Source organism: Streptomyces tauricus (genome assembly GCF_014650955.1).
Lineage (GTDB): Bacteria > Actinomycetota > Actinomycetes > Streptomycetales > Streptomycetaceae > Streptomyces > Streptomyces tauricus.
On the sequence record NZ_BMVY01000025.1, the window covers coordinates 80751 to 101992 of the forward strand.

Sequence of the window (21242 nt, forward strand, 5' to 3'; positions counted from 1 at the left end):
GCCGCTTCTTTGGGGGCGCGGGGAACTGCGCGCCCAACCCTCACTGGGCCGCGGACGAAGCATGGTCCCGCCCCGGGCGTTTCGAGTGGCGCACTCTTAGGGGCGCGGGGAACTGCGCGGCCAGCCCCCACCGGGCCGCACACGAAGCACACCCCCCGGCCCCCTCCCGGCCCTCCGCCTAAACTCCCCCCATGCCCCCGGCCAAGAAGCGTGCCCGCGCCTACGATCCCGCCAAGACCCGCGCCGCGGTTCTCGCGCAGTTCGGGAACGTGCGGGCGGCGGTGCAAGACCTGGACCCCGACCAGCTTGCCGCGGACGCCGGGCTCGGGGGCTGGACCGTGCGGGAGCTGGCCGCGCACCTGACCATGGCGCTGGAGGCCGTGAGTCGCGGCCTGGACGCCGACGAGCCCGCGGGACCCGCGCTCGCCCTGCTCGACTGGCCGTCCGCCACGGCCCCCCGCGCGGCCGAGGTCGACGACGACGTACACGCGCTCGCCGCCGCCGAGCCGGACCTCGACGCGCTGTACGAGCGCACGGAGGCCCGTTTCACCGAGCGCCTGCCCGCCGCCCCGGGCGCCCGCCTGCTGGCCACCCGCGTGGGAGCGATGAGCCTGGCCGACTACCTCGTCACCCGCACCGTGGAGCTGGTCGTCCACACCGACGACCTCAACGCCGCCGTCCCGGGCCTCGACATCCCCTACGACCGCCACGCCCTCGCCACCTGCACCCGCCTCCTCGCCGACACGCTCGCCGCGAAGGCGCCCGGCGCCTCCACCGAGGTGCGCGTACCGCCGTACGCCGTCGTGCAGTGCGTGGAGGGCCCGCGCCACACCCGCGGCACCCCGCCCAACGTCGTCGAGACGGACCCGTTGACCTGGATCCGCCTCGCGACCGGCCGTACGCACTGGCAGGCGGCCCTCGCCGACGCGAAGGTCAGCGCGAGCGGCGAGCGCGCCGACCTGGGCGGTCTGCTCCCCCTCATGAGCTGACCCGGGGCCCGGATCCGGGCCGGCCGTTGCGCGGCCGTTACCCGGTGAGGCACCCGTCGAGGGAACCAAGCACCCCACCCGCCCCGTCAAAGCGGCATGCACACGCAGCGACGCAACCTCAGCGCCCTCAGCCCGCGGGTCGGCCTCAGCGCCCTGGCGGTCACCGGACTCCTCGCCACGGCCGCCTGCGGCACGGAGAGCGGCGACGGCGGAGCCAAGGATCCCGGTGCCGCCTCCGTCGGCACCCGGCAGGCCACCGGGCTCACCGGCAAGCAGTGGAACGTCGAGAGCGTGACGGCCGACGGGAAGACGCAGGACGCGCCGGCCGGCGCGCACGTCGAGTTCGGCAAGGACGGCAAGGTGGGCGGCAACTACGGCTGCAACCACTTCGGGGCCACCGCCGAGATCGAGGGCGACACGATCACGATCGGCGACGACACTGTCAAGACCGAGATGGCCTGCACGGCCGACGGGGCGATGAGCTTCGAGTCGAAACTCGGCGAGGCCATCTCCGACAGCACGATCAAGGCCGAGGTCAACGACGACAAGCTGACGCTCACCACCGAGGACGGCTACACCGTGAAACTCACCGCCGAGAAGCAGGCCGACCTCTACGGCACGAAGTGGAACGTCACCGGCACGGTGAAGGTGGACGACAAGGGGGACGCCGCGGGCGGCTCCGCCGTCGCCCTCGCCTCCGAGGCCGAGGGCAAGGTCCATCTGACCTTCGACGAGAAGGGCACCGTCCGCGGCGAACTCGGCTGCAACAAGGTGACGGCGAAGGCCACGGTCGGCGACGGCACTATCACTCTGGGCGCTCCGGGCACCACCCGGAAGATGTGCTCCGACTCACTCATGGACACCGAGAGGTCCCTGCTGAAGCTCTTCGGTGGCACCGTGAAATACCAGCTGAAGGGCGGAAAGCTCACGCTGACCAGCGAAAACGGCGCGGGCCTGGAAGCCGTCGCCGCGAAGTGACCCCCGGCGGGCGGCGTCTCACGACGCCGCTCGGGCACTTCCCCAATTCGGACCAGTGGTCGATCTCGCCTACACTCGGTGGCGTGCCACGTGGTGACGGTCGACTCAGTCATGATCTGCTCCCCGGCGAGAAAGGACCCCAGGACGCTTGCGGCGTCTTCGGAGTCTGGGCTCCCGGTGAAGAGGTCGCCAAGCTCACTTACTTCGGGCTCTACGCCCTCCAGCATCGAGGCCAGGAATCCGCGGGAATCGCGGTAAGCAATGGCTCTCAGATCCTCGTCTTCAAGGACATGGGGCTCGTTTCCCAGGTCTTCGACGAGGCCTCCCTCGGCTCCCTGCTCGGTCATATCGCGGTCGGTCACGCCCGCTACTCGACCACCGGTGCCTCCACCTGGGAGAACGCCCAGCCGACGTTCCGTGCCACCGGGCACGGCTCGATCGCGCTCGGTCACAACGGCAATCTCGTCAACACGGCGGAGCTCGCCGGAATGGTCGCCGACCTCCCCAAGCAGGAGGGCCGCACCCCGCGTGTGGCGGCGACCAACGACACCGACCTGCTGACGGCCCTGCTGGCCGCCCAGGTCGACGACGACGGCAAGCCGCTGACCATCGAAGAAGCCTCCGCGAAGGTCCTCCCGCAGGTCAAGGGCGCCTTCTCGCTCGTCTTCATGGACGAGCACACCCTCTACGCCGCCCGTGACCCCCAGGGCATCCGCCCGCTGGTCCTGGGCCGTCTGGAGCGCGGCTGGGTCGTCGCCTCCGAGTCCGCCGCCCTCGACATCTGCGGCGCGGCCTACGTCCGTGAGATCGAGCCGGGCGAGTTCGTCGCCATCGACGAGAACGGACTGCGAACCTCCCGATTCGCGGAAGCGAAGCCCAAGGGCTGTGTCTTCGAGTACGTGTACCTGGCCCGCCCGGACACCGACATCGCCGGCCGGAACGTGTACCTCTCCCGTGTCGAGATGGGCCGCCGTCTCGCCAAGGAAGCTCCGGTCGAGGCCGATCTGGTCATAGCGACCCCGGAATCGGGCACGCCCGCCGCGATCGGTTACGCGGAGGCCTCCGGCATCCCGTTCGGTGCCGGTCTCGTGAAGAACGCGTACGTCGGCCGGACCTTCATCCAGCCTTCACAGACCATCCGCCAACTGGGCATCCGTCTGAAGCTGAATCCCCTCAAGGAAGTCATCAAGGGCAAGCGGCTGGTCGTCGTCGACGACTCGATCGTGCGCGGCAACACCCAGCGCGCCCTGGTCCGGATGCTCCGTGAGGCGGGCGCGGCCGAGATCCACATCCGGATCTCCTCGCCGCCCGTGAAGTGGCCCTGCTTCTTCGGCATCGACTTCGCGACCCGCGCGGAGCTGATCGCCAACGGCATGTCCATCGAGGAGATCGGCACGTCCCTGGGCGCCGACTCCCTCTCGTACATCTCCATCGACGGCATGATCGAGGCCACGACCATCGACAAGCCGAACCTCTGCCGTGCCTGCTTCGACGGCGAGTACCCGATGGACCTCCCGGACCCCGAGCTGCTCGGCAAGCAGCTCCTGGAGACCGAGCTGGCCGCGGGCCCCGCGTCGGCCGCGTCCGACGCGATCCGTCGCCCGTAAGACCTCGCAGCGACCTCGCAGCGACACCGCTGTACGAGCTGTACGACACGAAAGTTCTCACCGTCATGTCTGAGACAACTGGTGCCAGCTACGCCGCCGCGGGCGTCGACATCGAAGCGGGCGACCGCGCCGTCGAACTGATGAAGGAGTGGGTGAAGAAGACGCAGCGCCCCGAGGTCCTCGGTGGCCTCGGCGGTTTCGCCGGCCTCTTCGACGCCTCCGCCCTCAAGCGGTACGAGCGCCCGCTGCTCGCCTCCGCCACGGACGGCGTCGGCACGAAGGTCGACCTCGCCCGGCAGCTCGGCGTGTACGACACCATCGGCCACGACCTGGTCGCGATGGTCATGGACGACATCGTGGTGTGCGGCGCCGAACCGCTCTTCATGACCGACTACATCTGCGTCGGCAAGGTCCACCCGGAGCGCGTGGCCGCCATCGTGAAGGGCATCGCCGAGGGCTGTGTCCTCGCGGGCTGTGCCCTGGTGGGCGGCGAGACGGCCGAACACCCCGGTCTGCTGGGCCCGGACGACTTCGACGTCGCCGGCGCCGGTACGGGAGTCGTGGAGGCCGACCGGCTGCTGGGCGCGGATCGTATCCGTACGGGTGACGCGGTGATCGCCATGGCGTCCTCCGGTCTTCACTCGAACGGGTACTCACTCGTCCGGCACGTCCTGTTCGACCGCGGGAACCTGAAGCTCGACCAGCACGTCGAGGAGTTCGGCCGCACCCTCGGCGAGGAGCTCCTGGAGCCCACGAAGATCTACTCGCTGGACTGTCTGGCGCTGACCCGCACGACCGACGTGCACGCGTACTCGCACATCACGGGCGGCGGCCTCGCGGCGAACCTGGCCCGCGTGATCCCGGACGATCTGCACGCGATCGTGGACCGCGCCACCTGGACCCCGGCCCCGGTCTTCGACCTCGTCGGCACCACCGGCCAGGTCGAGCGCCTGGAACTGGAGAAGACGCTGAACATGGGCGTGGGCATGATCGCGATCGTCCCGGAGGACTCCACGGACGCCGCACTGGCCACCCTGGCGGACCGAGGCGTGGAGGCCTGGGTAGCAGGCGAGATCACGGACCGCGGCACCCACGAGACGGGCGCAACCCTGACTGGCGACTACGCACCCCGGTAGCCACAAAAGGGGCGCCCGCAGGGGAGCCCCGCAAGGGGCGCGGGGAACTGCGCGACAAGCCCCCACCGGCCCGCAGCCAGCCGGCTACCGCGGTACACCCCGCCAACAGCGGAGCGGCATGCACAAAACCCGGTCCGGCAATCAACCCCGGACCGGGTGAAGCGCAGCTAGAACGACGAGCGCAGCAGGTGCGTCAAGCCCCGCGGCGTTGCGACGCAGGACCGGACTCATCGTCCTCGTCCTCGTCGTCGTTGTAGAGATCCGCGTACTGGGAGTACGGGTCGTCTTCCTCGTCGTCGTCCTCGAACGGCTCGCCATTAGGCGGCTGTTGCGAAGTCGAAGCGCCCAGCTCATTGGCCAGACGCGACAGATCGGTCCCGCCGCTGCTGTACTTCAGCTGGCGGGCGACCTTCGTCTGCTTGGCCTTTGCCCGGCCGCGCCCCATGGCTCGACCCCCTCGGATACGGGGCTCGACGGCCCCAGAGTCTTGACACGCGTTCATGATCTGGAACGGGCTCTCCGTGGAGAGACCGGTCCGTAGGGCTTCCACGGTACCTGAGCCCACGCCCATACGGTACGTCGCCCGCAGGAAGCTCGTGTGCCCAGGACCTGCGAGGTGCCCTGTCCTCGCTGGTCAACCGCGATTTTAACCTCTTCTCGGCGAGCGACCCGCCGACGAACGTGAGAGTTCTCTCCAACACCCGCCGACGGGACCCCGCGGGGCCGTGCGCACAGTCTTCCGAACGGCTGCCGAACGGCCCCCGAACATCAGGGGCGGCGGGCCTCCGCCATGCGGTGCTCGGCGATCCGGTCGGCCGCGGCGGCCGGCGGAATCCCGTCCTCCTTCGCACGAGCGAATATGGCCAGCGTGGTGTCGAAGATCTTCGCGGCCTTCTCCTTGCACCGGTCGAAGTCGAAGCCGTGGAGTTCGTCGGCGACCTGGATGACACCGCCGGCGTTCACCACGTAGTCCGGCGCGTAGAGGATCCCGCGGTCGGCGAGGTCCTTCTCCACCCCCGGGTGCTCCAGCTGGTTGTTGGCCGCACCGCAGACGATCTTCGCGGTGAGCGCCGGCACGGAGTCGTCGTTCAGGGCGCCGCCGAGCGCGCACGGGGCGTAGATGTCGAGCCCCTCGGTCCGGATCAGCCGCTCGGTGTCCGGGGCGACCCGCACGGCGGGGTGCTTGTCGGCGATGCGGCCCACGGAATCCTGGCGCACGTCCGCGATCACGACCTGGGCGCCGTCCTCAAGCAGGTGCTCCACCAGGTGGCGTCCGACCTTGCCGACGCCCGCGACACCGACGGTGCGGCCGCGCAGCGACGGGTCGCCCCACAGGTGCTGGGCGGAGGCCCGCATGCCCTGGAAGACGCCGAAGGCCGTCAGGACGGACGAGTCGCCCGCGCCGCCGTTCTCGGGGGAGCGCCCGGTGGTCCAGCGGCACTCGCGCGCCACGACGTCCATGTCGGCCACGTAGGTGCCGACGTCGCAGGCGGTCACGTACCGGCCGCCGAGCGAGTCCACGAAGCGGCCGTACGCGAGGAGCAGGTCCTCGGTCTTGATCTGCTCGGGGTCACCGATGATCACGGCCTTGCCGCCGCCGTGGTCGAGCCCGGCCATGGCGTTCTTGTACGACATCCCGCGGGCGAGGTTCAGCGCGTCGGCTACGGCCGCCGCCTCGCTCTCGTACGGGTAGAAGCGGGTGCCGCCGAGGGCCGGGCCCAGGGCGGTGGAGTGGATGGCGATGACGGCCTTGAGGCCGGTGGCGCGGTCCTGACAGAGCACGACCTGCTCATGGCCGCCCTGATCCGACCGGAACAGGGTGTGCAGTACGTCGTCAGGGCTGCCGGTTACGTCGGTCACGGTGGTGACTCCCAGGTAAGTAGCGGCGGGTCGGGGCGGCCCTCGTACGGGTGGCGGGGGTCCGTGTGGCACGAGATTAGAGCCTGTAAGGGACCGCCATCGGCCCAGTGGTCAGGATCACCCCCGCCCGGAGTACGGTCGCGGGCGGGCGTGGGACGATTTGCAGGGATTTCCCGCGTGCCCGCGCACAGGTTGCGCGGTTTTCCACCGGGTCGGCTGGGGAGGGAGCAAGCGTGCCCAAGGTGTCCTCGTTGATCGTCCCCTACGCGTCCTATCTCCGGGTGTACGAACCGCTCGCGGCCTTCCCGGAACCGGAGCGCGGCCACTGGTACCGCTATGCGCGCCGGCCTGAGCGTCCCTCGTACCAGGACGAACTGCGCCGGTCGCTGGCCGACCTGCTGCCCGTGCCGCCGGTCCCGGTGCCGGTGCAGGAGAGCGGTGACGCGTTCGTCGCGGAGGTGGACGGTGTGCTGTGCGTGTGCCCCTGGCGGACCCGGCTGCGCGGCTGGGAGGCCCTGGGGGAGCTGGCGGAGGAACTGCCGGCGCCCGTCCTGGACGCGGCGCTGCCCGAACTCGTCCGCAGGCAGGCGGCCCAGGACTACGAGCGCTGGCTGACCCGCAACCCGGACGCCCGGCCCTGGATCCGCACCTCGACCTGGCAGGTCCCGCTGCACTGGTTCGTGCTCGTCTCGGACGAGGAGCGCGAGTACGACAAGGGCGCCGGGTCCGGGGGCGGTTCGCGGGCCGAGGAGGACGCGCCCGTGCTCCGCTACCGCACGCCGATGGTGCAGGCGCGGCGGCGGGTGGCGCGGGCCCTGCGGACGCTGCGGGACACCCTCGACGAGGGGCCGCTCATCGACGGCCTGGTGGACGTGGGGCGTTGGCTGGAGGAGTTCCATCCGCGCTCGCTGGTGGAGCTGGACTACGGCGGCCTCGTACACGTGCTGCCCGCGGGGGAGCTCGACGGTGATCACTCGGCCGCCGATGTGGCCGAGGGCATCGAGGCGTTGCGCACGGGCGACGGGCCCGGCGCGGGGGAGGCATACGGTCGGCTCGTGGAACGGTGGCGTTCGGTCCGGGACCGCCGCTCGGCGAACTGAGGGGCGCGCGGAGGCCTTTCGGGCCCGCCGGTTCCTGTGCGTCACGAAGCCTGACAGGACGTAAGTCCCGATCCGGGTCGTACGGGGTAAGCGTGACGGACGGCACTAACACGGACCTTGCGCCCAACGCCCCTCCTCATGCCAAAATAGGACAAGGAGTCCGGGGAGGGCTCTCTCTGCCCATGTTTGGGTGGAATCTCGGCATTGCGCTGCAGGGGGGTCCCGTGACTCCTGACGCCTCTGTGACTGATCGTCACAGAGGCGTGACTGTCCGCTATGGCATGGTCCATCGGCTTCCGTCGCTGATGAACACCTGGGAGGGCAATTCCATCGGTTTGGCCGACGTGGCTGGACGGATGGTGTAGTTGTAGTGCCGAGGACAAGCCGTTCGTCCTATAACCGACTCGACCCGCATCCGCCATTTCGGGCAACGCGGGTCAAGGTGCAGAATTTAGAGGAAAGAACCGAGAACGATCGGTTCTCCCGAGGAGGCCGCTCATGACCGCTCGCACCCCTGATGCCGAGCCGCTGCTGACCCCGGCTGAGGTCGCCACGATGTTCCGCGTGGACCCGAAGACGGTCACGCGGTGGGCGAAGGCCGGCAAGCTCACGTCGATCCGCACGCTCGGTGGGCATCGTCGTTACCGCGAAGCAGAGGTACGCGCTCTGCTCGCGGGCATCCCGCAGCAGCGCAGCGAAGCCTGAACAACAACTGCATAGGCACATAGCAGGGTATTTCGGCAGGTCCCCCAACTTGTCGGCAGGGCCCTGACGCAAGTACCGCTCATGCGTCACCCAAGCACCACCTGAGCACCACCCAAGTACCAAGCGACGCGGATCCCGCCCCAACGGGGTCCCCGCCCGAGCAAGAACCACAAGAACTGTGGGTGCGTCGTAGATCGCGCTGGACTCCGCCGGGTCCAGCGCGATCTTTTTTGTGCGCTGGTCATGGGGTGTGCGCGCCTACAAGGCCGGTCTGTGCGTGGCCTTGTCGCAGTCTGGGCGAGGCTGTCGGATCAGCTGTGAACCCCTGTGGGGCCCAGTGCAATTGCACATATTAAATTGACCAGTTGTAGGTGGGGGGTAAATTCCGCATGTTTGAAAACTTATGCGGTGACACCCGTCACACGTCGTGGTCCTTGTTGCGCGTGGCATACCTGCGCTAATGGGGGACACGTTCATCTGGGGCCATGTGAGGGGCAGTTGATGCACGGTCGCCCACCGCTCGCCCGCGGTCGCCCACGCGGTCGCTCACGCGGAGGAGGGGGTCTCGTCCTCCGGGGTGCCCTCCAGCTCCTCGGGGCCGGCCTCCGAGGCGAGCCGCAGGAGCCGGTGGCAGACCGGGCAGTGCCTCGTCCGGTGGCGATGGCCGGAGGCGGCCGACAGGTGGGCGCGGAGCAGGGCACGTGTCTCATGCCGAGCGGTCGCCGCCATGGTCACCTCCGGTGGGGTTCGGCTGGGCCGGGCCTGTTTTCTAGGTACTTGGGGAATGTGACCGCGTCAAGGGCGTGCGGGCGCCGCTCGGGGTGCGGGGGGCTGGTGGGGACGGTGTTCGCAACTGTGGCGGTGTTCGGGCCCGTGCGCGCCGGTGGGGCTTGTCGCGCAGTTCCCCGCGCCCCTTGGGTGAGTGGGGGTGCTCTCGGGGGTTGGTGCGGGTCCGTGAGGGCCAGCCGCGCCGTTCCCCGCGCCCCTGACGGGGCGCGGGCGTGTGGGTATGCAGAAGGCCCCGCATCCGTACGGATGCGGGGCCTTCGTTCTGCTTCTGCGGTCCTGACGGGATTTGAACCCGCGGCCTCCACCTTGACAGGGTGGCGAGCACTCCAAACTGCTCCACAGGACCTTGTTTCGCAGTGCGATCTTGCGTTGCGCTGCGAGACAAGACTGTACAGGAGGGTTGGCCCCCCGAGCGAACTCACTCGGAGTGCGGACGCCGTTACGGTGCGGCCGCGTCGATCGCCTTCACGATCCGCTTGTCGGAGACCGGATACGCCGTGCCCAGCGCGTGCGCGAAGTAGCTCACGCGCAGCTCCTCGATCATCCAGCGGATGTCCCGTACGGAGGTGGGGACGGGCCGACCCTGCGGCAACTGCTCCAGCAGCCAGGCGTACTCGTCCTGCATCTCGTGGACCTTCTCCATCCGGCTGGTGTCCCGCTGCGCGTTCGTCGGCATCTGCTGCAGACGGCGGTCCGCCGCGACCAGATAGCGCATCAGGTCCGGCAGCCGCCGCAGACCCGTCGCCGTGACGAAGCCGGGCCGCACGAGGGCGTCCAGCTGCGTCCGTACGTCCGTCAGGTTGGCGAGGAGCACAGGGCTGCGCACGCCCTTCAGGCGGCGTTCACAGGCCTGCCAGGCGGCCAGCACCTGTTCGACCTGGCCGACCGTGCGGACCGTCGTGTCGACGATCTCCGCGCGCACCTTCTCGTACAGCTTCCGGTACGACTCCTCGTCCCAGGCCGGGCCTCCGAAGTCGCCGATCAGCTTGTCGGCGGCGGCCGTCGCGCAGTCGTCGAACAGGGCCTGGATCGACCCGTGCGGGTTCGCGGACAGGGCCAGCTTCTGGGCGTTGGTGAGCTTGTCCGACGCGAACTTCGCCGGATTCACCGGGATGTTGCGCAGGATGAGCCGCCGCGTGCCCTTCCACATCGCCTGCTGCTGCTCGGCCTCGGTGTCGAAGAGGCGTACGGAGACGGTGTTCGCCTTCGGACCGTCGTCGACGAGGGCCGGGTACGCCTTCACCGGCTGGCCCGCCCGGCGCGTCTCGAAGAGACGGGTCAGGGAGCCGATGGTCCAGTCGGTCAGCCCCGAGCGCTCCAGGGACTCTCCGCCGTGGCGCTCGGCCGTGGCCGCCGCGGCCTGCGAGATCGCCTGGCGCGCCTTCGGCCTCAGCCGGACCTTCAGGGCCTCCAGGTCCTTATCCTCGGCCAGCTTGCGGCGCCGCTCGTCGACGATCCGGAAGGTGATCTTCAGGTGGTCGTCGAGCCGGGACCAGTCGAAGTCGTCGGCGGTGAGCGGCACTCCGACCATGCGCTTCAGCTCGCGCGCCATCGTCACGGTCAGGGGCTCCTGGAGGGGCACCGCCCGCTCCAGGAACCGCTGCGCGAAGTTGGGCGCGGGCACGTAGTTGCGGCGGATCGGCTTCGGTAGGGAACGGATCAGCTCGGTGACGACCTGTTCCCGCAGGCCCGGGATCTGCCACTCGAAGCCGTCGTCCGTGACCTGGTTCAGCACCTGGAGCGGGATGTGGACGGTCACACCGTCCGCGTCGGCGCCCGGCTCGAACTGGTACGTGACGGGGAACTTCAGCCGCCCCTGCCGCCACGAGTCCGGATAGTCGTCCTTGGTGACGGCCCCGGCGGTCTCCCGGATGAGCATCGACCGCTCGAAGTCGAGGAGTTCGGGCTCCTCCTGCCGCTTGTGCTTCCACCAGGAGTCGAAGTGGGCGCCCGACACGACATGCGCGGGCACCCGCTCCTCGTAGAAGTCGAAGAGCGTGTCGTCGTCGACCAGGATGTCCCGGCGCCGCGCCCGGTGTTCCAGCTCCTCGACCTCGGTGAGGAGCCGGCGGTTGTCGGCGAAGAACTTGTGGTGCGTACGCCAGTCGCCCTCGACGAGCGCGTTGCGGATGAAGAGCTCGCGGCTGATCTCCGGGTCGATGCGCCCGTAGTTGACCTTCCGCTGGGCGACGATCGGCACCCCGTACAGCGTGACCTTCTCGTACGCCATCACCGCCGACTGGTCCTTCTCCCAGTGCGGTTCGCTGTACGTGCGCTTCAGCAGGTGCTCGGCGAGCGGTTCGATCCACTCGGGCTCGATCTTCGCGTTGACGCGGGCCCACAGCCGGGACGTCTCGACGAGTTCGGCGGACATCACGAAGCGCGGGGGCTTCTTGAAGAGGGCCGAGCCGGGGAAGATCGCGAACTTGGCGTTGCGGGCGCCGATGTAGTCGTTCTTCGCGCCGCTCCGGCCGCCCTCCTTCCCGCCGGTCTCCTTGCCGCTCTCCTTCACGTCCTTCATACCGATGTGGGAGAGCAGGCCCGCCAGGAGGGACAGATGGACCCGCTGCTCGGGGGCGTCCTCCTCGTTCAGATGGATGCCCATCTGCTTGGCGACGGTCCGCAGCTGCGTGTAGATGTCCTGCCACTCGCGGATCCGCAGGAAGTTCAGGTACTCCTGCTTGCACATGCGACGGAACGACGACGAGCCGCGCTCCTTCTGCTGCTCGCGCACGTACCGCCAGAGGTTCAGGTACGCGAGGAAGTCGGACGTCTCGTCCTTGAAGCGGGCGTGCTGCTGGTCGGCCTGCGTCTGCTTCTCCGACGGCCGCTCGCGCGGGTCCTGGATGGAGAGCGCCGCCGCGATCACCATGACCTCGCGTACGCAGCCGTTCTTGTCGGCCTCCAGGACCATGCGGGCCAGCCGCGGGTCGACGGGCAGCTGGGCGAGCTTGCGGCCGGTGTCCGTGAGCCGCTTGCGCGGGTCCTTCTCCGTCGGGTCCAGGGCGTTGAGTTCCTGGAGGAGCTGGACGCCGTCACGGATGTTGCGGTGGTCCGGCGGGTCGATGAAGGGGAACTTCTCGATCTCGCCGAGCCCGGCCGCGGTCATCTGGAGGATGACGGACGCCAGGTTCGTACGGAGGATCTCGGCGTCGGTGAACTCCGGGCGGGCGAGGAAGTCGTCCTCGGAGTACAGCCGGATGCAGATGCCGTCGCTCGTACGGCCGCAGCGGCCCTTGCGCTGGTTGGCGCTGGCCTGCGAGATCGCCTCGATGGGCAGCCGCTGGACCTTCGTGCGGTGGCTGTACCTGGAGATACGGGCGTTGCCCGGGTCGATCACGTACTTGATGCCCGGGACGGTGAGGGAGGTCTCGGCGACGTTGGTCGCCAGAACGATCCTGCGCCCCGTGTGCTGCTGGAACACGCGGTGCTGCTCGGCGTGCGAGAGCCGCGCGTAGAGGGGCAGCACCTCGGTGAACCGGTACTTCTTCTTCTCCAGCGCGTCCGCCGTGTCGCGGATCTCCCGCTCCCCGGACAGGAAGACGAGGATGTCCCCCTTGCCCTCGCCCTGCAGCTCCTCGACGGCGTCGCAGATCGCGGTGATCTGGTCGCGGTCGGCGTCCTCGCCGTCCTCTTCGAGGAGCGGCCGGTAGCGCACCTCGACGGGGTACGTACGGCCGCTGACCTCGACGATCGGCGCGTCCCCGAAGTGCCGGGAGAACCGCTCGGGATCGATGGTTGCGGAGGTGATGACGACCTTCAGGTCCGGCCGCTTCGGCAGCAGCTGGGCCAGATAGCCGAGCAGGAAGTCGATGTTCAGGGACCGCTCGTGGGCCTCGTCGATGATGATCGTGTCGTAGGCGCGCAGCTCGCGGTCCGTCTGGACCTCGGCGAGCAGGATGCCGTCCGTCATCAGCTTGACGAAGGTGGCCTCCGGGCTGACCTGGTCGGTGAAGCGGACCTTCCAGCCGACGGCCTCGCCCAGCGGGGTGTCCAGCTCGTCGGCGACGCGCTCGGCGACCGTACGGGCGGCGATACGGCGGGGCTGGGTGTGCCCGATCATGCCGCGGACGCCACGGCCCAGCTCAAGACAGATCTTGGGGATCTGGGTCGTCTTTCCGGAGCCGGTCTCACCCGCGACGATGACGACCTGGTGATCACGGATGGCGTCCGCGATCACGTCCTTCTTCTGGCTGACGGGCAGCTGCTCGGGGTACGAGACGGTGGGCACGCGGGCGCGCCGCTCGGCCATGCGGGTCTCGGCCTTCGCCACCTCCGTCTCGATCTCGGCGGTGACGGCGGCGCGGGCCTCGGGCTTGCGGATCCGGCGCGCGCCTTCGAGCCTGCGCCCGAGCCGGTGCGCGTCGCGCAGTGACAGCTCGGCCAGACGGGAGGCGAGATCGCCGAGGGCGGGGGCAGGATGCGTAGACATACGCGGTCCAGGATCTCACCTCGGGGAAACGTGGGGCGAACGCTTTTGCGCGGGGGCCTGTCCGGCAGTCAGGGCTCCGAGGCCGGCCGGGGTGACCGTCGCAGAGAAATATCCTTTATGCGCCTTTAGCGTGGGCGTATGTCCGAGATGCCGCACGGTGCCCATGGCAGACCGCCCACGCGGCGCGAACGCTGGGCCTCCTTCAAGGAGTCCCCCTTTCTTCCCGCGTCGGTGCTGGTGCTGATCCTCGCGGCGGCGGCGGGCCTCTTCGCGGGCTCGTACACGTACTCCATGGCGAACCCGACCCCGCGCCATGTGCCGACGGCGACGGTGGGCTCGTACGAGGAGGGGCGGGGCAAGGCCTTCCTCGCCGGGATGGAGAAGGCACTCGACGCCTCCCTCAAGATCCACGCGTACGACAGCCGGGCGGCGGCCGTGGAGGCGGTGAACGACCAGAAGGTCTTCGCGATCCTCGACGCGCGGGACGCAGGCAAGGCGGTGGTCCTCGATGTCTCCGGGGCGTCCGGGGCCTCGGTCGCGGAGCTGCTGCAGCAGGCGGCGCCGGAGGTCGGCAAGGCCACGGGGGTGGCGGTCACGGTCCGCGACATCAAGCCCCTCCAGGAGGGCGACCCGCGCGGCCTGGCCATCTTCTACATCTCCCTGGCGGCCGTGATCATCGGCTTCATCGGGGCGATCCAGCTGAGCGTGCACGCGCGGGGGCTGAACCCGATCGAACGCATCGCGTTCACCGCCGCGTACGCCCTGCTCGGCGGGTTCGCGATCGTGGTGGCGGTCGACTGGATCCTCGGCGCCCTGGACCTGCCGTTCGTCGAGTCCTGGCTGATCCTCGCGCTGACCATGTTCACGTCCGGCATGGTCTTCACGATGTTCAACACCCTGTTCGGGCGCTGGGCCATGCTTCCCACCTGGGGGCTGATGGTCATGCTCGGCAACCCCTCCTCGGGCGGCGCGGTCTCCTGGCCCCTGCTGCCGTCACCGCTCGGCGTCATCGGCCGCTGGCTCCCGCCGGGCGGCTCGGTCAACGCCCAGCACACGGCGGTGTACTTCGCCGGCCACCAGCACGTCTTCCCGTTCCTGGTCCTCGCCGGCTGGGCCCTGCTCTCCTGCGCAGTCTTCTGGACCTGGCGCCACCGCCACCCAGGCGGCCGCCCCTCAACCCCGTCCCACGCGGCGGGCACCCCCACGGGGGGCTCGCCGCCCTGACGGCCCCCACCCAGGAAAGGCTCGGTGGGCGACGCCGTCGTTCAGCGGCGAGGGGAGCCACGAGACGAGCCCCGCGACCTCCAGGGGCGCGGGGAACTGCGCGGCCAGCCCTCACGGCCCGCACCCGACCAGCCGGCGTCAGACCCGCACAGCAAAGGCCCCGTCCACCTGGACGGAGCCTCTGCTGCGTGAGGGGGAGCCGGAACGGCCCCGGCCGGTCGGGCAGCGCTTTCGGCTGGAGCCGGGGCGATCCGGGGCTGGGACCCGCAGCCCCGCCCGCGCACACGGCGAAGGCCCCGTTCAACTGAACGGGGCCTTCGAGAAGTGGCTGGGGCCGGGATCGAACCGGCGACCTATCGCTTTTCAGGCGATCGCTCGTACCAACTGAGCTACCCAGCCACGCGGTTCAACCAACAACCGCAGCGGTCCTGACGGGATTTGAACCCGCGGCCTCCACCTTGACAGGGTGGCGAGCACTCCAAACTGCTCCACAGGACCCAGCTTTTGTGCGCGAGCGAGCGAACTCAGTCTCGCACACAGTGTTGCGTGCCCCCAACGGGATTCGAACCCGTGCTACCGCCTTGAAAGGGCGGCGTCCTAGGCCGCTAGACGATGAGGGCTATCGGCCCACCTGGGCGCTTCGCAGCGCGTCGGGGACGTGAGAAGCATATGGGATGTCGGGAGGGATCGCCAAAACGGTTTACGGGGCGGGGGTGGAAGGGGTGGTGGAGGCGGGCGCACCGGGCTGGTTCTCCTTCGGGAGATGCCGGCTGACCTCGGCCGTCGTCAGCCCGAGGCCGCCCAGTTTGATCTCGTCCCAGGCCTGGAGACGCCGGGTGTCACGGTCCAGATAGAGGATCGACGTCTCGATCGGCGCCGGATCGTCGCCCTCCAGCGCCCGCAGCCCGCCCCCGCCCGTCGACCCCTCGATACGCAGCCGCGTGCCGTACTTCAGCACCTCCATCTCCTGATGGTGGACATGGCCCGCCAGCACCAGCGGAACGTCCCCGTCCGTCTCCCGCGCGGCCGTCGGATTGTGCGCGACCGCGATGTCGACCGGCGTGCCCAACGCCTCCTGGTCGCGGAGCGATGAGGCGAGGCGGGCGCCGGCCAGTACCTCCGACTGGCCGCTGCCGCCCACCTCGGCCGAGCGGTCCGGCGTGAACTGCGGGTCGCCGATCCCCGCGAAGCGCAGCCCCGCGACCGACACCGCCCGCCCGTCGTCGAGCACGTGCACGTTCTTCATGCGATCCAGATAGTCCTGGGTGACCCGCCCGTCGTGGTTGCCGCGCACCCACACGTACGGCGCGCCGAGGTCGGCCGCCGGGTCCAGGAAGCCGTTCTCGGCCGCCGTCCCGTGGTCCATCGTGTCGCCGGAGTCGACGATGACATCGATCTTGTACTGCTTCACCAGTGACGCGATGATCTTCCAGCTCGCCGGGTTGAGATGGATGTCGGAGACGTGCAGGACCCGGATCGTGGAGGGGTCCGGCGCGTACGCGGGCAGCGTGGACGTGACGTCGTACAGCTTCGTCACGTTCGTCACCAGGCGGGCCAGTTCCTTCTGGTAGACGTCGAACTCGCTGACGATGCTGCGCGCGTTGCCGACGACCGACGGCGCCGAGGAGAGCAGACCCGAGAACTTCGGTTCCAGGACCGACTTGGGGTTCCAGGTGGCGAAGGCCGTCGCCCCGCAGGCGGCCAGCAGCGTCAGCGCGAGGCCGCCCGCCGCGAGGGCCCGGCGCGGGCGGCGGTAGACCGCGAGGCCGAGACCCGTCGCCCCGGCGACGACGGCGGCACAGGAGCGTACGGCCAGGTCGAGCGTGCCGGTGCCGACGTCCTCGGCGACCTCGTCCTGGAGGCCGGAGAGGCGTTCCGGATGGTCGACGAGGGCCTGCGAGCGGACCGGGTCGAGCTGGTCGACGTCCACGTCGAGCCGGAGCGGGGCCGTGTGGCTGCGCAGTTCGAGGGCGCCCAGCGGGGAGACGTTGATCTTCGTGCCGCCCGTGAGGGACGGGCGCAGGGTCATGGTCGTGTCCATGGGGCCGACCGGCGCCCGGACGTTCCCGACGACCAGCAGACCGAGCCACGCGCCGAGCAGGACGACGGCGACGAGCCCGAGGGCACGGGTGTAGGGGTGCGGCTGGTGGACGAGTTCGACGACGGGGTGGGAACGGCGTGAGCGGTAGTGGCGTACGAGGATGCGGGGAACCTTCCGTACGCGGAGCAGTGCGGCGGCAGCGGGGACGCGGGCCATTGGGCCCGTATGCCCAAGGGGTGGACCCGGTATGCGGCGGGCCGGCCGCCGGCCGTTGGCTCCCTCGCCCGGCAGGCCTACCGCCCGGGCGTCCGTACCGGACAATGGTCTTGTGCTGGAGATGACGCGCGAGGAGTTCGAGGAACTGGTCGCCGAGGCGCTGGACCGGATCCCGCCGGAGCTGACGCGGTTGATGGACAACGTGGCGGTGTTCGTCGAGGACGAACCGCCCGCCGACGATCCCGAGCTGCTCGGGCTCTACGAGGGGACCCCGCTGACCGATCGCGGCGAGTGGTACGCCGGGGTGCTGCCGGACCGGATCACCATCTACCGGGGGCCCACGCTGCGGATGTGCGGGACGCGCGAGGAGGTGGTGGCCGAGACCGAGGTGACGGTGGTGCACGAGATCGCCCACCACTTCGGCATCGACGACGCGCGCCTGCACGCCCTCGGCTACGGCTGACGTTCGGCTCGGGGAGCAGGGGGTACGCGTACGGCCAGGGCCCGGGCGACGAGTACGCGTGGGGCCAGGGCCCAGAGCGCACGAGTACGCGTGGGGCCGAGGGTGTACGGGTCCGCGTACGGCCCCGTGCGTACAGGTACGCGTACGGCCCCGTGCGTACAGGTACGCGTACGGCCGCGTGTCCTCTTGCGGGCGGCGGGAGTTGGGCAGGGGGACTCCTCATACCTATCCCCGCGCTCCCGGCTCCGTCCGGACAGGAGGGGACCCCATCCGGAGGTAGCTGCCCGTGCGCGCCATGTACGTACCCGTCCGTCTGGCCGCCGCGGCCCTGGCAGTCGCCGCCTCCGCGGGCTGCATGAGCGTCGGCGACGACGAGGGGAGCAGCCGGGCCAGGCCCTCCCACTCGGCCGGGCAGCAGGGTGACGAGGAACCCGACGGGGGGTCCGCGGCGGGCCGCGGGGGCTCAGGCCCGCACGGGGGGAGTGACGGAAAACACGCCAGGGTGAAGCCGGGCAAATCCGCGTCCCGGTCGGCGTCGCCGTCGGCGGGGGAGAGCGGATCGGCCGCGCCGAAGAAGCCGGTCAAGGGCGACACCGGCGGGAAGAAGCCCAGGCCAGGGGTGCCGTCGCCGACGAAGGAGCAGCCCACGCCGACGCGTCAGGACCCGGAGCCGTCGCCTCCCAAGGAGACCCCGCCGCCGTCCCCGGACCCGACCACCGCCGAACCGTCCTCCTCGGCCCACCCGGAGCCCGAACCACAACTCGTCGAACGCCGGGAACCCGCCCCGGAGGCGGGCATCGAGGCGTGAGCTTCCGGCGCTACGGGCTGCCTGACCGGGTGGTTCGGCCGTGCCCGACGGACGGCCTGACCGGCGCTCGAACGGGTGGGCGGCCTGTTCGACGGCCCGGCGGACGACCCGGCGGACGGCCTGTTCGACGGTCTGGCCGGGCGGCCCGACCGGCGGCTCGGCGGGCGCCCGACCGATGGACCCGGGGGCCGTCTAAGCGAGGCCCCCGCAAGCCGCGTGCACGCCTCTGACCTGCGTATTCGCCAACAGTTTGCCTTGAGGGGCAGAGGGTGCGTATGGTAGTAGATCGTTTGATCCCATCGCCCGGCGCCATCACAGAGCGCCGCGTGGCGCGTACTCTCCCTTGCCGTGGCTGACCGCATTGAGGCGGTCGTTTGCGAAATCACGGAGTTGACGGGCGCGTGCCGAAGAGACTCCGGAAGGTTTCGCATTCGCATGTCCATTTCCAGTACTGATCACATCGTCGTGCCCGAGAACGAGGCGCCCGAGGTGACCGAAGAGACCGCGGCCCCCGAGGCTTCCGCGGCTCCCACCACCCCTGAAATCCCCGAGACCCCCGCGGTCCCCGAGATCACCTTCACGGACCTCGGTCTCCCCGAGGGCGTCGTGCGCAAGCTCTCGCAGAACGGTGTGACCAGCCCCTTCCCGATCCAGGCCGCGACCATCCCGGACGCCCTGGCCGGCAAGGACATCCTCGGCCGAGGCCGTACCGGCTCCGGCAAGACCCTCTCGTTCGGCCTGCCGCTGCTCACGCAGCTCTCCGGCGGCCACACCGAGAAGAAGAAGCCCCGCGGCATCATCCTCACGCCGACGCGTGAGCTCGCGATGCAGGTCGCGGACGCCCTCCAGCCGTACGGCGACGTGCTCGGCCTGAAGATGAAGGTCGTCTGCGGCGGTACGTCGATGGGCAACCAGATCTACGCCCTGGAGCGCGGCGTCGACGTCCTCGTCGCCACCCCGGGCCGGCTGCGCGACATCATCAACCGCGGCGCCTGCTCCCTGGAGAACGTCCAGGTGGCCGTGCTCGACGAGGCCGACCAGATGTCGGACCTGGGCTTCCTGCCCGAGGTCACCGAGCTGCTCGACCAGATCCCCGGCGGCGGCCAGCGCATGCTGTTCTCGGCCACGATGGAGAACGAGATCTCCACGCTGGTCAAGCGCTACCTCACCAACCCGGTGACGCACGAGGTCGACAGCGCCCAGGGCAACGTCACGACCATGTCGCACCACATCCTCATCGTGAAGCCCAAGGACAAGGCGCCGGTCACCGCCGCGATCGCCTCCCGCAAGGGCCGCACGATCATCTTCGTCCGCACCCAGCTGGGCGCCGACCGTATCGCCGAGCAGCTCTGCGACTCCGGCGTGAAGGCCGACGCGCTGCACGGCGGCATGACGCAGGGCGCCCGCACCCGCGTCCTCGAAGACTTCAAGAAGGGCTACGTCAACGCGCTCGTCGCGACCGACGTCGCCGCCCGAGGCATCCACGTCGACGGCATCGACCTGGTCCTGAACGTGGACCCGGCCGGCGACCACAAGGACTACCTGCACCGCTCCGGGCGTACGGCCCGCGCGGGACGCAGTGGCACGGTCGTGTCGCTCTCCCTGCCGCACCAGCGCCGCCAGATCTTCCGTCAGATGGAGGACGCGGGCGTCGACGCCACGCGCCACATCATCCAGGGCGGCGCCGCCTTCGACCCGGAGGTCGCGGAGATCACGGGCGCCCGGTCGATGACCGAGGTCCAGGCCGAGTCCGCGGGCAACGCGGCACAGCAGGCCGAGCGTGAGGTCTCGCAGCTCACCAAGGAGCTGGAGCGCGCGCAGCGCCGTGCCGTCGAGCTGCGCGAGGAGGCCGACCGTCTGGTCGCCCGTTCCGCGCGTGAGCGTGGCGAGGACCCGGAGGCCGCGCTGGCCGAGGCCGCCGCCGTCGTCGAGGCCGCCGCCGCGGCCGTGGCGCAGGAGCCGGTGGCGCAGGCCGCCGAGACCGTGCGCGACGAGCCGCGTCAGCGCCGTGACGACCGTGGCAACTACGAGCGCCGTGACAACCGTCGCGACGACCGCCCGTCCGGTGGCTTCCGCCGCGACGACCGCGGTGGCGACCGTGGCGGCTTCCGCCGCGACGACCGCTCCTCGGGTGGTTCCGGTGGTGGCTTCAACCGTGACCGCCGGGACGGCGACCGTCCCTCGGGCGGTTTCAACCGTGACCGTCGCGACGACCGTCCCTCGGGCTCGGGCGGTGGCTTCAACCGCGACCGCCGTGACGAGCGTCCCTCCGGTGGCTTCCGCCGGGACGACGAGCGTGGTGGCGGCCGTTCTTTCGACCGTCGTGACGAGCGTCCCTCGGGCGGCTTCCGCCGCGACGACCGTCGGGACGACCGCGGTGGCGACCGTGGCGGCTTCCGTCGCGACGACCGCCCCACGGGTGGCTCGGGTGGCGGCTTCAACCGCGACCGCCGTGACGGCGACCGCCCCACCGGCGGTGGCTTCCGCCGCGACGACCGTCCGTCCGGTCACCGGGGCAGCGACCGTCCGTTCAACCGTGACCGGCAGGACCGTCCCACCGGCGGCGGCTTCCGCTCCGGCGGCCACGACCGCCCGTCCGGCCGTCGTGACGACCACCGCGGCGCGGGCTCCGGCTCGGGCTCCACGGGCACCGGCTCCTCGTTCGGCCGCCGCGACGACAAGCCCCGCTGGAAGCGCAACGGCTGACAGCGCCCCAGCTGACGCCGTAGCGCCGTAGTACACGAAGGGCCCGGACGACCACCTCGGTCGTCCGGGCCCTTCGGCGTTCCCGCCTGCGCCATCCGCGTCACCGGTGTGCCCAGAAATGACAACTTCCCTGTCGGACCTGACTGTTACGCTCCGGCGCGGAATCGGAAGGTCCGGCGGGGAACCGC

At 70.2% G+C, this 21242-nt stretch carries 15 protein-coding genes and 4 tRNA genes; 10 read left to right on the forward strand and 9 right to left on the reverse strand.

Annotated features, from left to right (window positions below; genetic code table 11):
- Window positions 1–191: 191 nt before the first annotated feature.
- From IE278_RS29870 to purM, 4 genes are all read left to right on the forward strand, one after another.
- Window positions 192–989: a maleylpyruvate isomerase family mycothiol-dependent enzyme gene (locus IE278_RS29870; protein ID WP_189776366.1), complete on the forward strand. Its 798-nt coding sequence runs from the start codon at window positions 192–194 to the stop codon at window positions 987–989.
- A gap of 96 nt (window positions 990–1085) precedes the next feature.
- Entirely contained in the window at window positions 1086–1967 is an 882-nt protein-coding gene (locus tag IE278_RS29875) for an META domain-containing protein (RefSeq protein ID WP_189776369.1), read from the forward strand.
- A gap of 83 nt (window positions 1968–2050) precedes the next feature.
- Window positions 2051–3574 carry an amidophosphoribosyltransferase gene (gene purF, locus IE278_RS29880; protein WP_189776371.1) on the forward strand — a complete coding sequence of 508 codons (1524 nt, stop codon included), beginning with the start codon at window positions 2051–2053 and terminating at the stop codon, window positions 3572–3574.
- Between the two features lie 65 nt (window positions 3575–3639).
- Window positions 3640–4710, forward strand: a complete 1071-nt coding sequence (gene purM / locus IE278_RS29885; RefSeq protein ID WP_189776373.1) for a phosphoribosylformylglycinamidine cyclo-ligase — start codon at window positions 3640–3642, stop codon at window positions 4708–4710.
- A gap of 193 nt (window positions 4711–4903) precedes the next feature.
- On the opposite strand, the gene IE278_RS29890 is transcribed toward purM, so the two are convergent.
- Both IE278_RS29890 and IE278_RS29895 read right to left on the reverse strand, forming a co-directional pair.
- Window positions 4904–5155 (reverse strand): DUF3073 domain-containing protein, encoded by a 252-nt coding sequence (locus tag IE278_RS29890; RefSeq protein ID WP_107020614.1) that lies wholly within the window; start codon window positions 5153–5155, stop codon window positions 4904–4906.
- Window positions 5156–5478: 323 nt separating this feature from the next.
- Window positions 5479–6570, reverse strand: a complete 1092-nt coding sequence (locus IE278_RS29895; protein ID WP_189776375.1) for a Leu/Phe/Val dehydrogenase — start codon at window positions 6568–6570, stop codon at window positions 5479–5481.
- A gap of 233 nt (window positions 6571–6803) precedes the next feature.
- Here IE278_RS29895 and IE278_RS29900 point away from each other — a divergent pair, with 233 nt between their 5' ends.
- Both IE278_RS29900 and bldC read left to right on the forward strand, forming a co-directional pair.
- Window positions 6804–7670 (forward strand): DUF8083 family protein, encoded by an 867-nt coding sequence (locus tag IE278_RS29900; protein WP_189776377.1) that lies wholly within the window; start codon window positions 6804–6806, stop codon window positions 7668–7670.
- 498 nt (window positions 7671–8168) lie between these two features.
- Complete coding sequence (bldC, locus tag IE278_RS29905; RefSeq protein ID WP_003949541.1) at window positions 8169–8375, forward strand: developmental transcriptional regulator BldC; 207 nt, start codon at window positions 8169–8171, stop codon at window positions 8373–8375.
- Between the two features lie 546 nt (window positions 8376–8921).
- Here bldC and IE278_RS29910 read toward each other — a convergent pair.
- From IE278_RS29910 to hrpA, 3 genes are all read right to left on the reverse strand, one after another.
- On the reverse strand, window positions 8922–9104 hold the full coding sequence (locus IE278_RS29910; protein WP_189776380.1) for a DUF6274 family protein: 183 nt from the start codon (window positions 9102–9104) through the stop codon (window positions 8922–8924).
- A gap of 331 nt (window positions 9105–9435) precedes the next feature.
- Window positions 9436–9510: transfer RNA gene (locus IE278_RS29915), tRNA-Asp, on the reverse strand.
- A gap of 93 nt (window positions 9511–9603) precedes the next feature.
- A complete protein-coding gene (hrpA, locus tag IE278_RS29920) occupies window positions 9604–13596 on the reverse strand; it encodes an ATP-dependent RNA helicase HrpA (RefSeq protein ID WP_189776382.1) in 3993 nt (1330 codons plus the stop codon).
- Between the two features lie 147 nt (window positions 13597–13743).
- Here hrpA and IE278_RS29925 point away from each other — a divergent pair, with 147 nt between their 5' ends.
- Complete coding sequence (locus tag IE278_RS29925) at window positions 13744–14820, forward strand: ABC-2 transporter permease (RefSeq protein WP_189776462.1); 1077 nt, start codon at window positions 13744–13746, stop codon at window positions 14818–14820.
- Window positions 14821–15145: 325 nt separating this feature from the next.
- On the opposite strand, the gene IE278_RS29930 is transcribed toward IE278_RS29925, so the two are convergent.
- From IE278_RS29930 to IE278_RS29945, 4 genes are all read right to left on the reverse strand, one after another.
- Window positions 15146–15219 (reverse strand) — tRNA-Phe (locus IE278_RS29930).
- A 24-nt stretch (window positions 15220–15243) separates the two neighbouring features.
- Window positions 15244–15318: transfer RNA gene (locus IE278_RS29935), tRNA-Asp, on the reverse strand.
- Window positions 15319–15367: 49 nt separating this feature from the next.
- Window positions 15368–15440 (reverse strand) — tRNA-Glu (locus IE278_RS29940).
- An 80-nt stretch (window positions 15441–15520) separates the two neighbouring features.
- Window positions 15521–17077, reverse strand: coding sequence for a metallophosphoesterase (locus IE278_RS29945; protein ID WP_189776384.1), 1557 nt, complete (start codon window positions 17075–17077; stop codon window positions 15521–15523).
- 112 nt (window positions 17078–17189) lie between these two features.
- Between IE278_RS29945 and IE278_RS29950 the strand changes: the two genes are divergently transcribed.
- From IE278_RS29950 to IE278_RS29960, 3 genes are all read left to right on the forward strand, one after another.
- Window positions 17190–17540: a metallopeptidase family protein gene (locus IE278_RS29950; RefSeq protein ID WP_189776386.1), complete on the forward strand. Its 351-nt coding sequence runs from the start codon at window positions 17190–17192 to the stop codon at window positions 17538–17540.
- 295 nt (window positions 17541–17835) lie between these two features.
- A complete protein-coding gene (locus IE278_RS29955; RefSeq protein ID WP_308434952.1) occupies window positions 17836–18348 on the forward strand; it encodes a hypothetical protein in 513 nt (170 codons plus the stop codon).
- Window positions 18349–18783: 435 nt separating this feature from the next.
- The gene (locus IE278_RS29960; RefSeq protein WP_189776391.1) at window positions 18784–21054 is read left to right on the forward strand and encodes a DEAD/DEAH box helicase; all 2271 of its coding nucleotides are present in this window, start codon (window positions 18784–18786) and stop codon (window positions 21052–21054) included.
- The last annotated feature ends 188 nt before the right edge of the window (window positions 21055–21242 follow it).

Excerpts from the sequence above, each read along its gene's own strand:
- IE278_RS29870 (WP_189776366.1), top strand. The coding sequence starts at position 192 with ATGCCCCCGGCCAAGAAGCGTGCCCGCGCCTACGATCCCGCCAAGACC.
- IE278_RS29875 (WP_189776369.1), top strand. The coding sequence starts at position 1,086 with ATGCACACGCAGCGACGCAACCTCAGCGCCCTCAGCCCGCGGGTCGGC.
- purM (WP_189776373.1), top strand. The coding sequence starts at position 3,640 with ATGTCTGAGACAACTGGTGCCAGCTACGCCGCCGCGGGCGTCGACATC.
- IE278_RS29890 (WP_107020614.1), bottom strand. The coding sequence starts at position 5,155 with ATGGGGCGCGGCCGGGCAAAGGCCAAGCAGACGAAGGTCGCCCGCCAG.
- bldC (WP_003949541.1), top strand. The coding sequence starts at position 8,169 with ATGACCGCTCGCACCCCTGATGCCGAGCCGCTGCTGACCCCGGCTGAG.
- IE278_RS29910 (WP_189776380.1), bottom strand. The coding sequence starts at position 9,104 with ATGGCGGCGACCGCTCGGCATGAGACACGTGCCCTGCTCCGCGCCCAC.
- hrpA (WP_189776382.1), bottom strand. The coding sequence starts at position 13,596 with ATGTCTACGCATCCTGCCCCCGCCCTCGGCGATCTCGCCTCCCGTCTG.
- IE278_RS29925 (WP_189776462.1), top strand. The coding sequence starts at position 13,744 with ATGCCGCACGGTGCCCATGGCAGACCGCCCACGCGGCGCGAACGCTGG.
- IE278_RS29945 (WP_189776384.1), bottom strand. The coding sequence starts at position 17,077 with ATGGCCCGCGTCCCCGCTGCCGCCGCACTGCTCCGCGTACGGAAGGTT.
- IE278_RS29955 (WP_308434952.1), top strand. The coding sequence starts at position 17,836 with ATGTACGTACCCGTCCGTCTGGCCGCCGCGGCCCTGGCAGTCGCCGCC.
- IE278_RS29960 (WP_189776391.1), top strand. The coding sequence starts at position 18,784 with ATGTCCATTTCCAGTACTGATCACATCGTCGTGCCCGAGAACGAGGCG.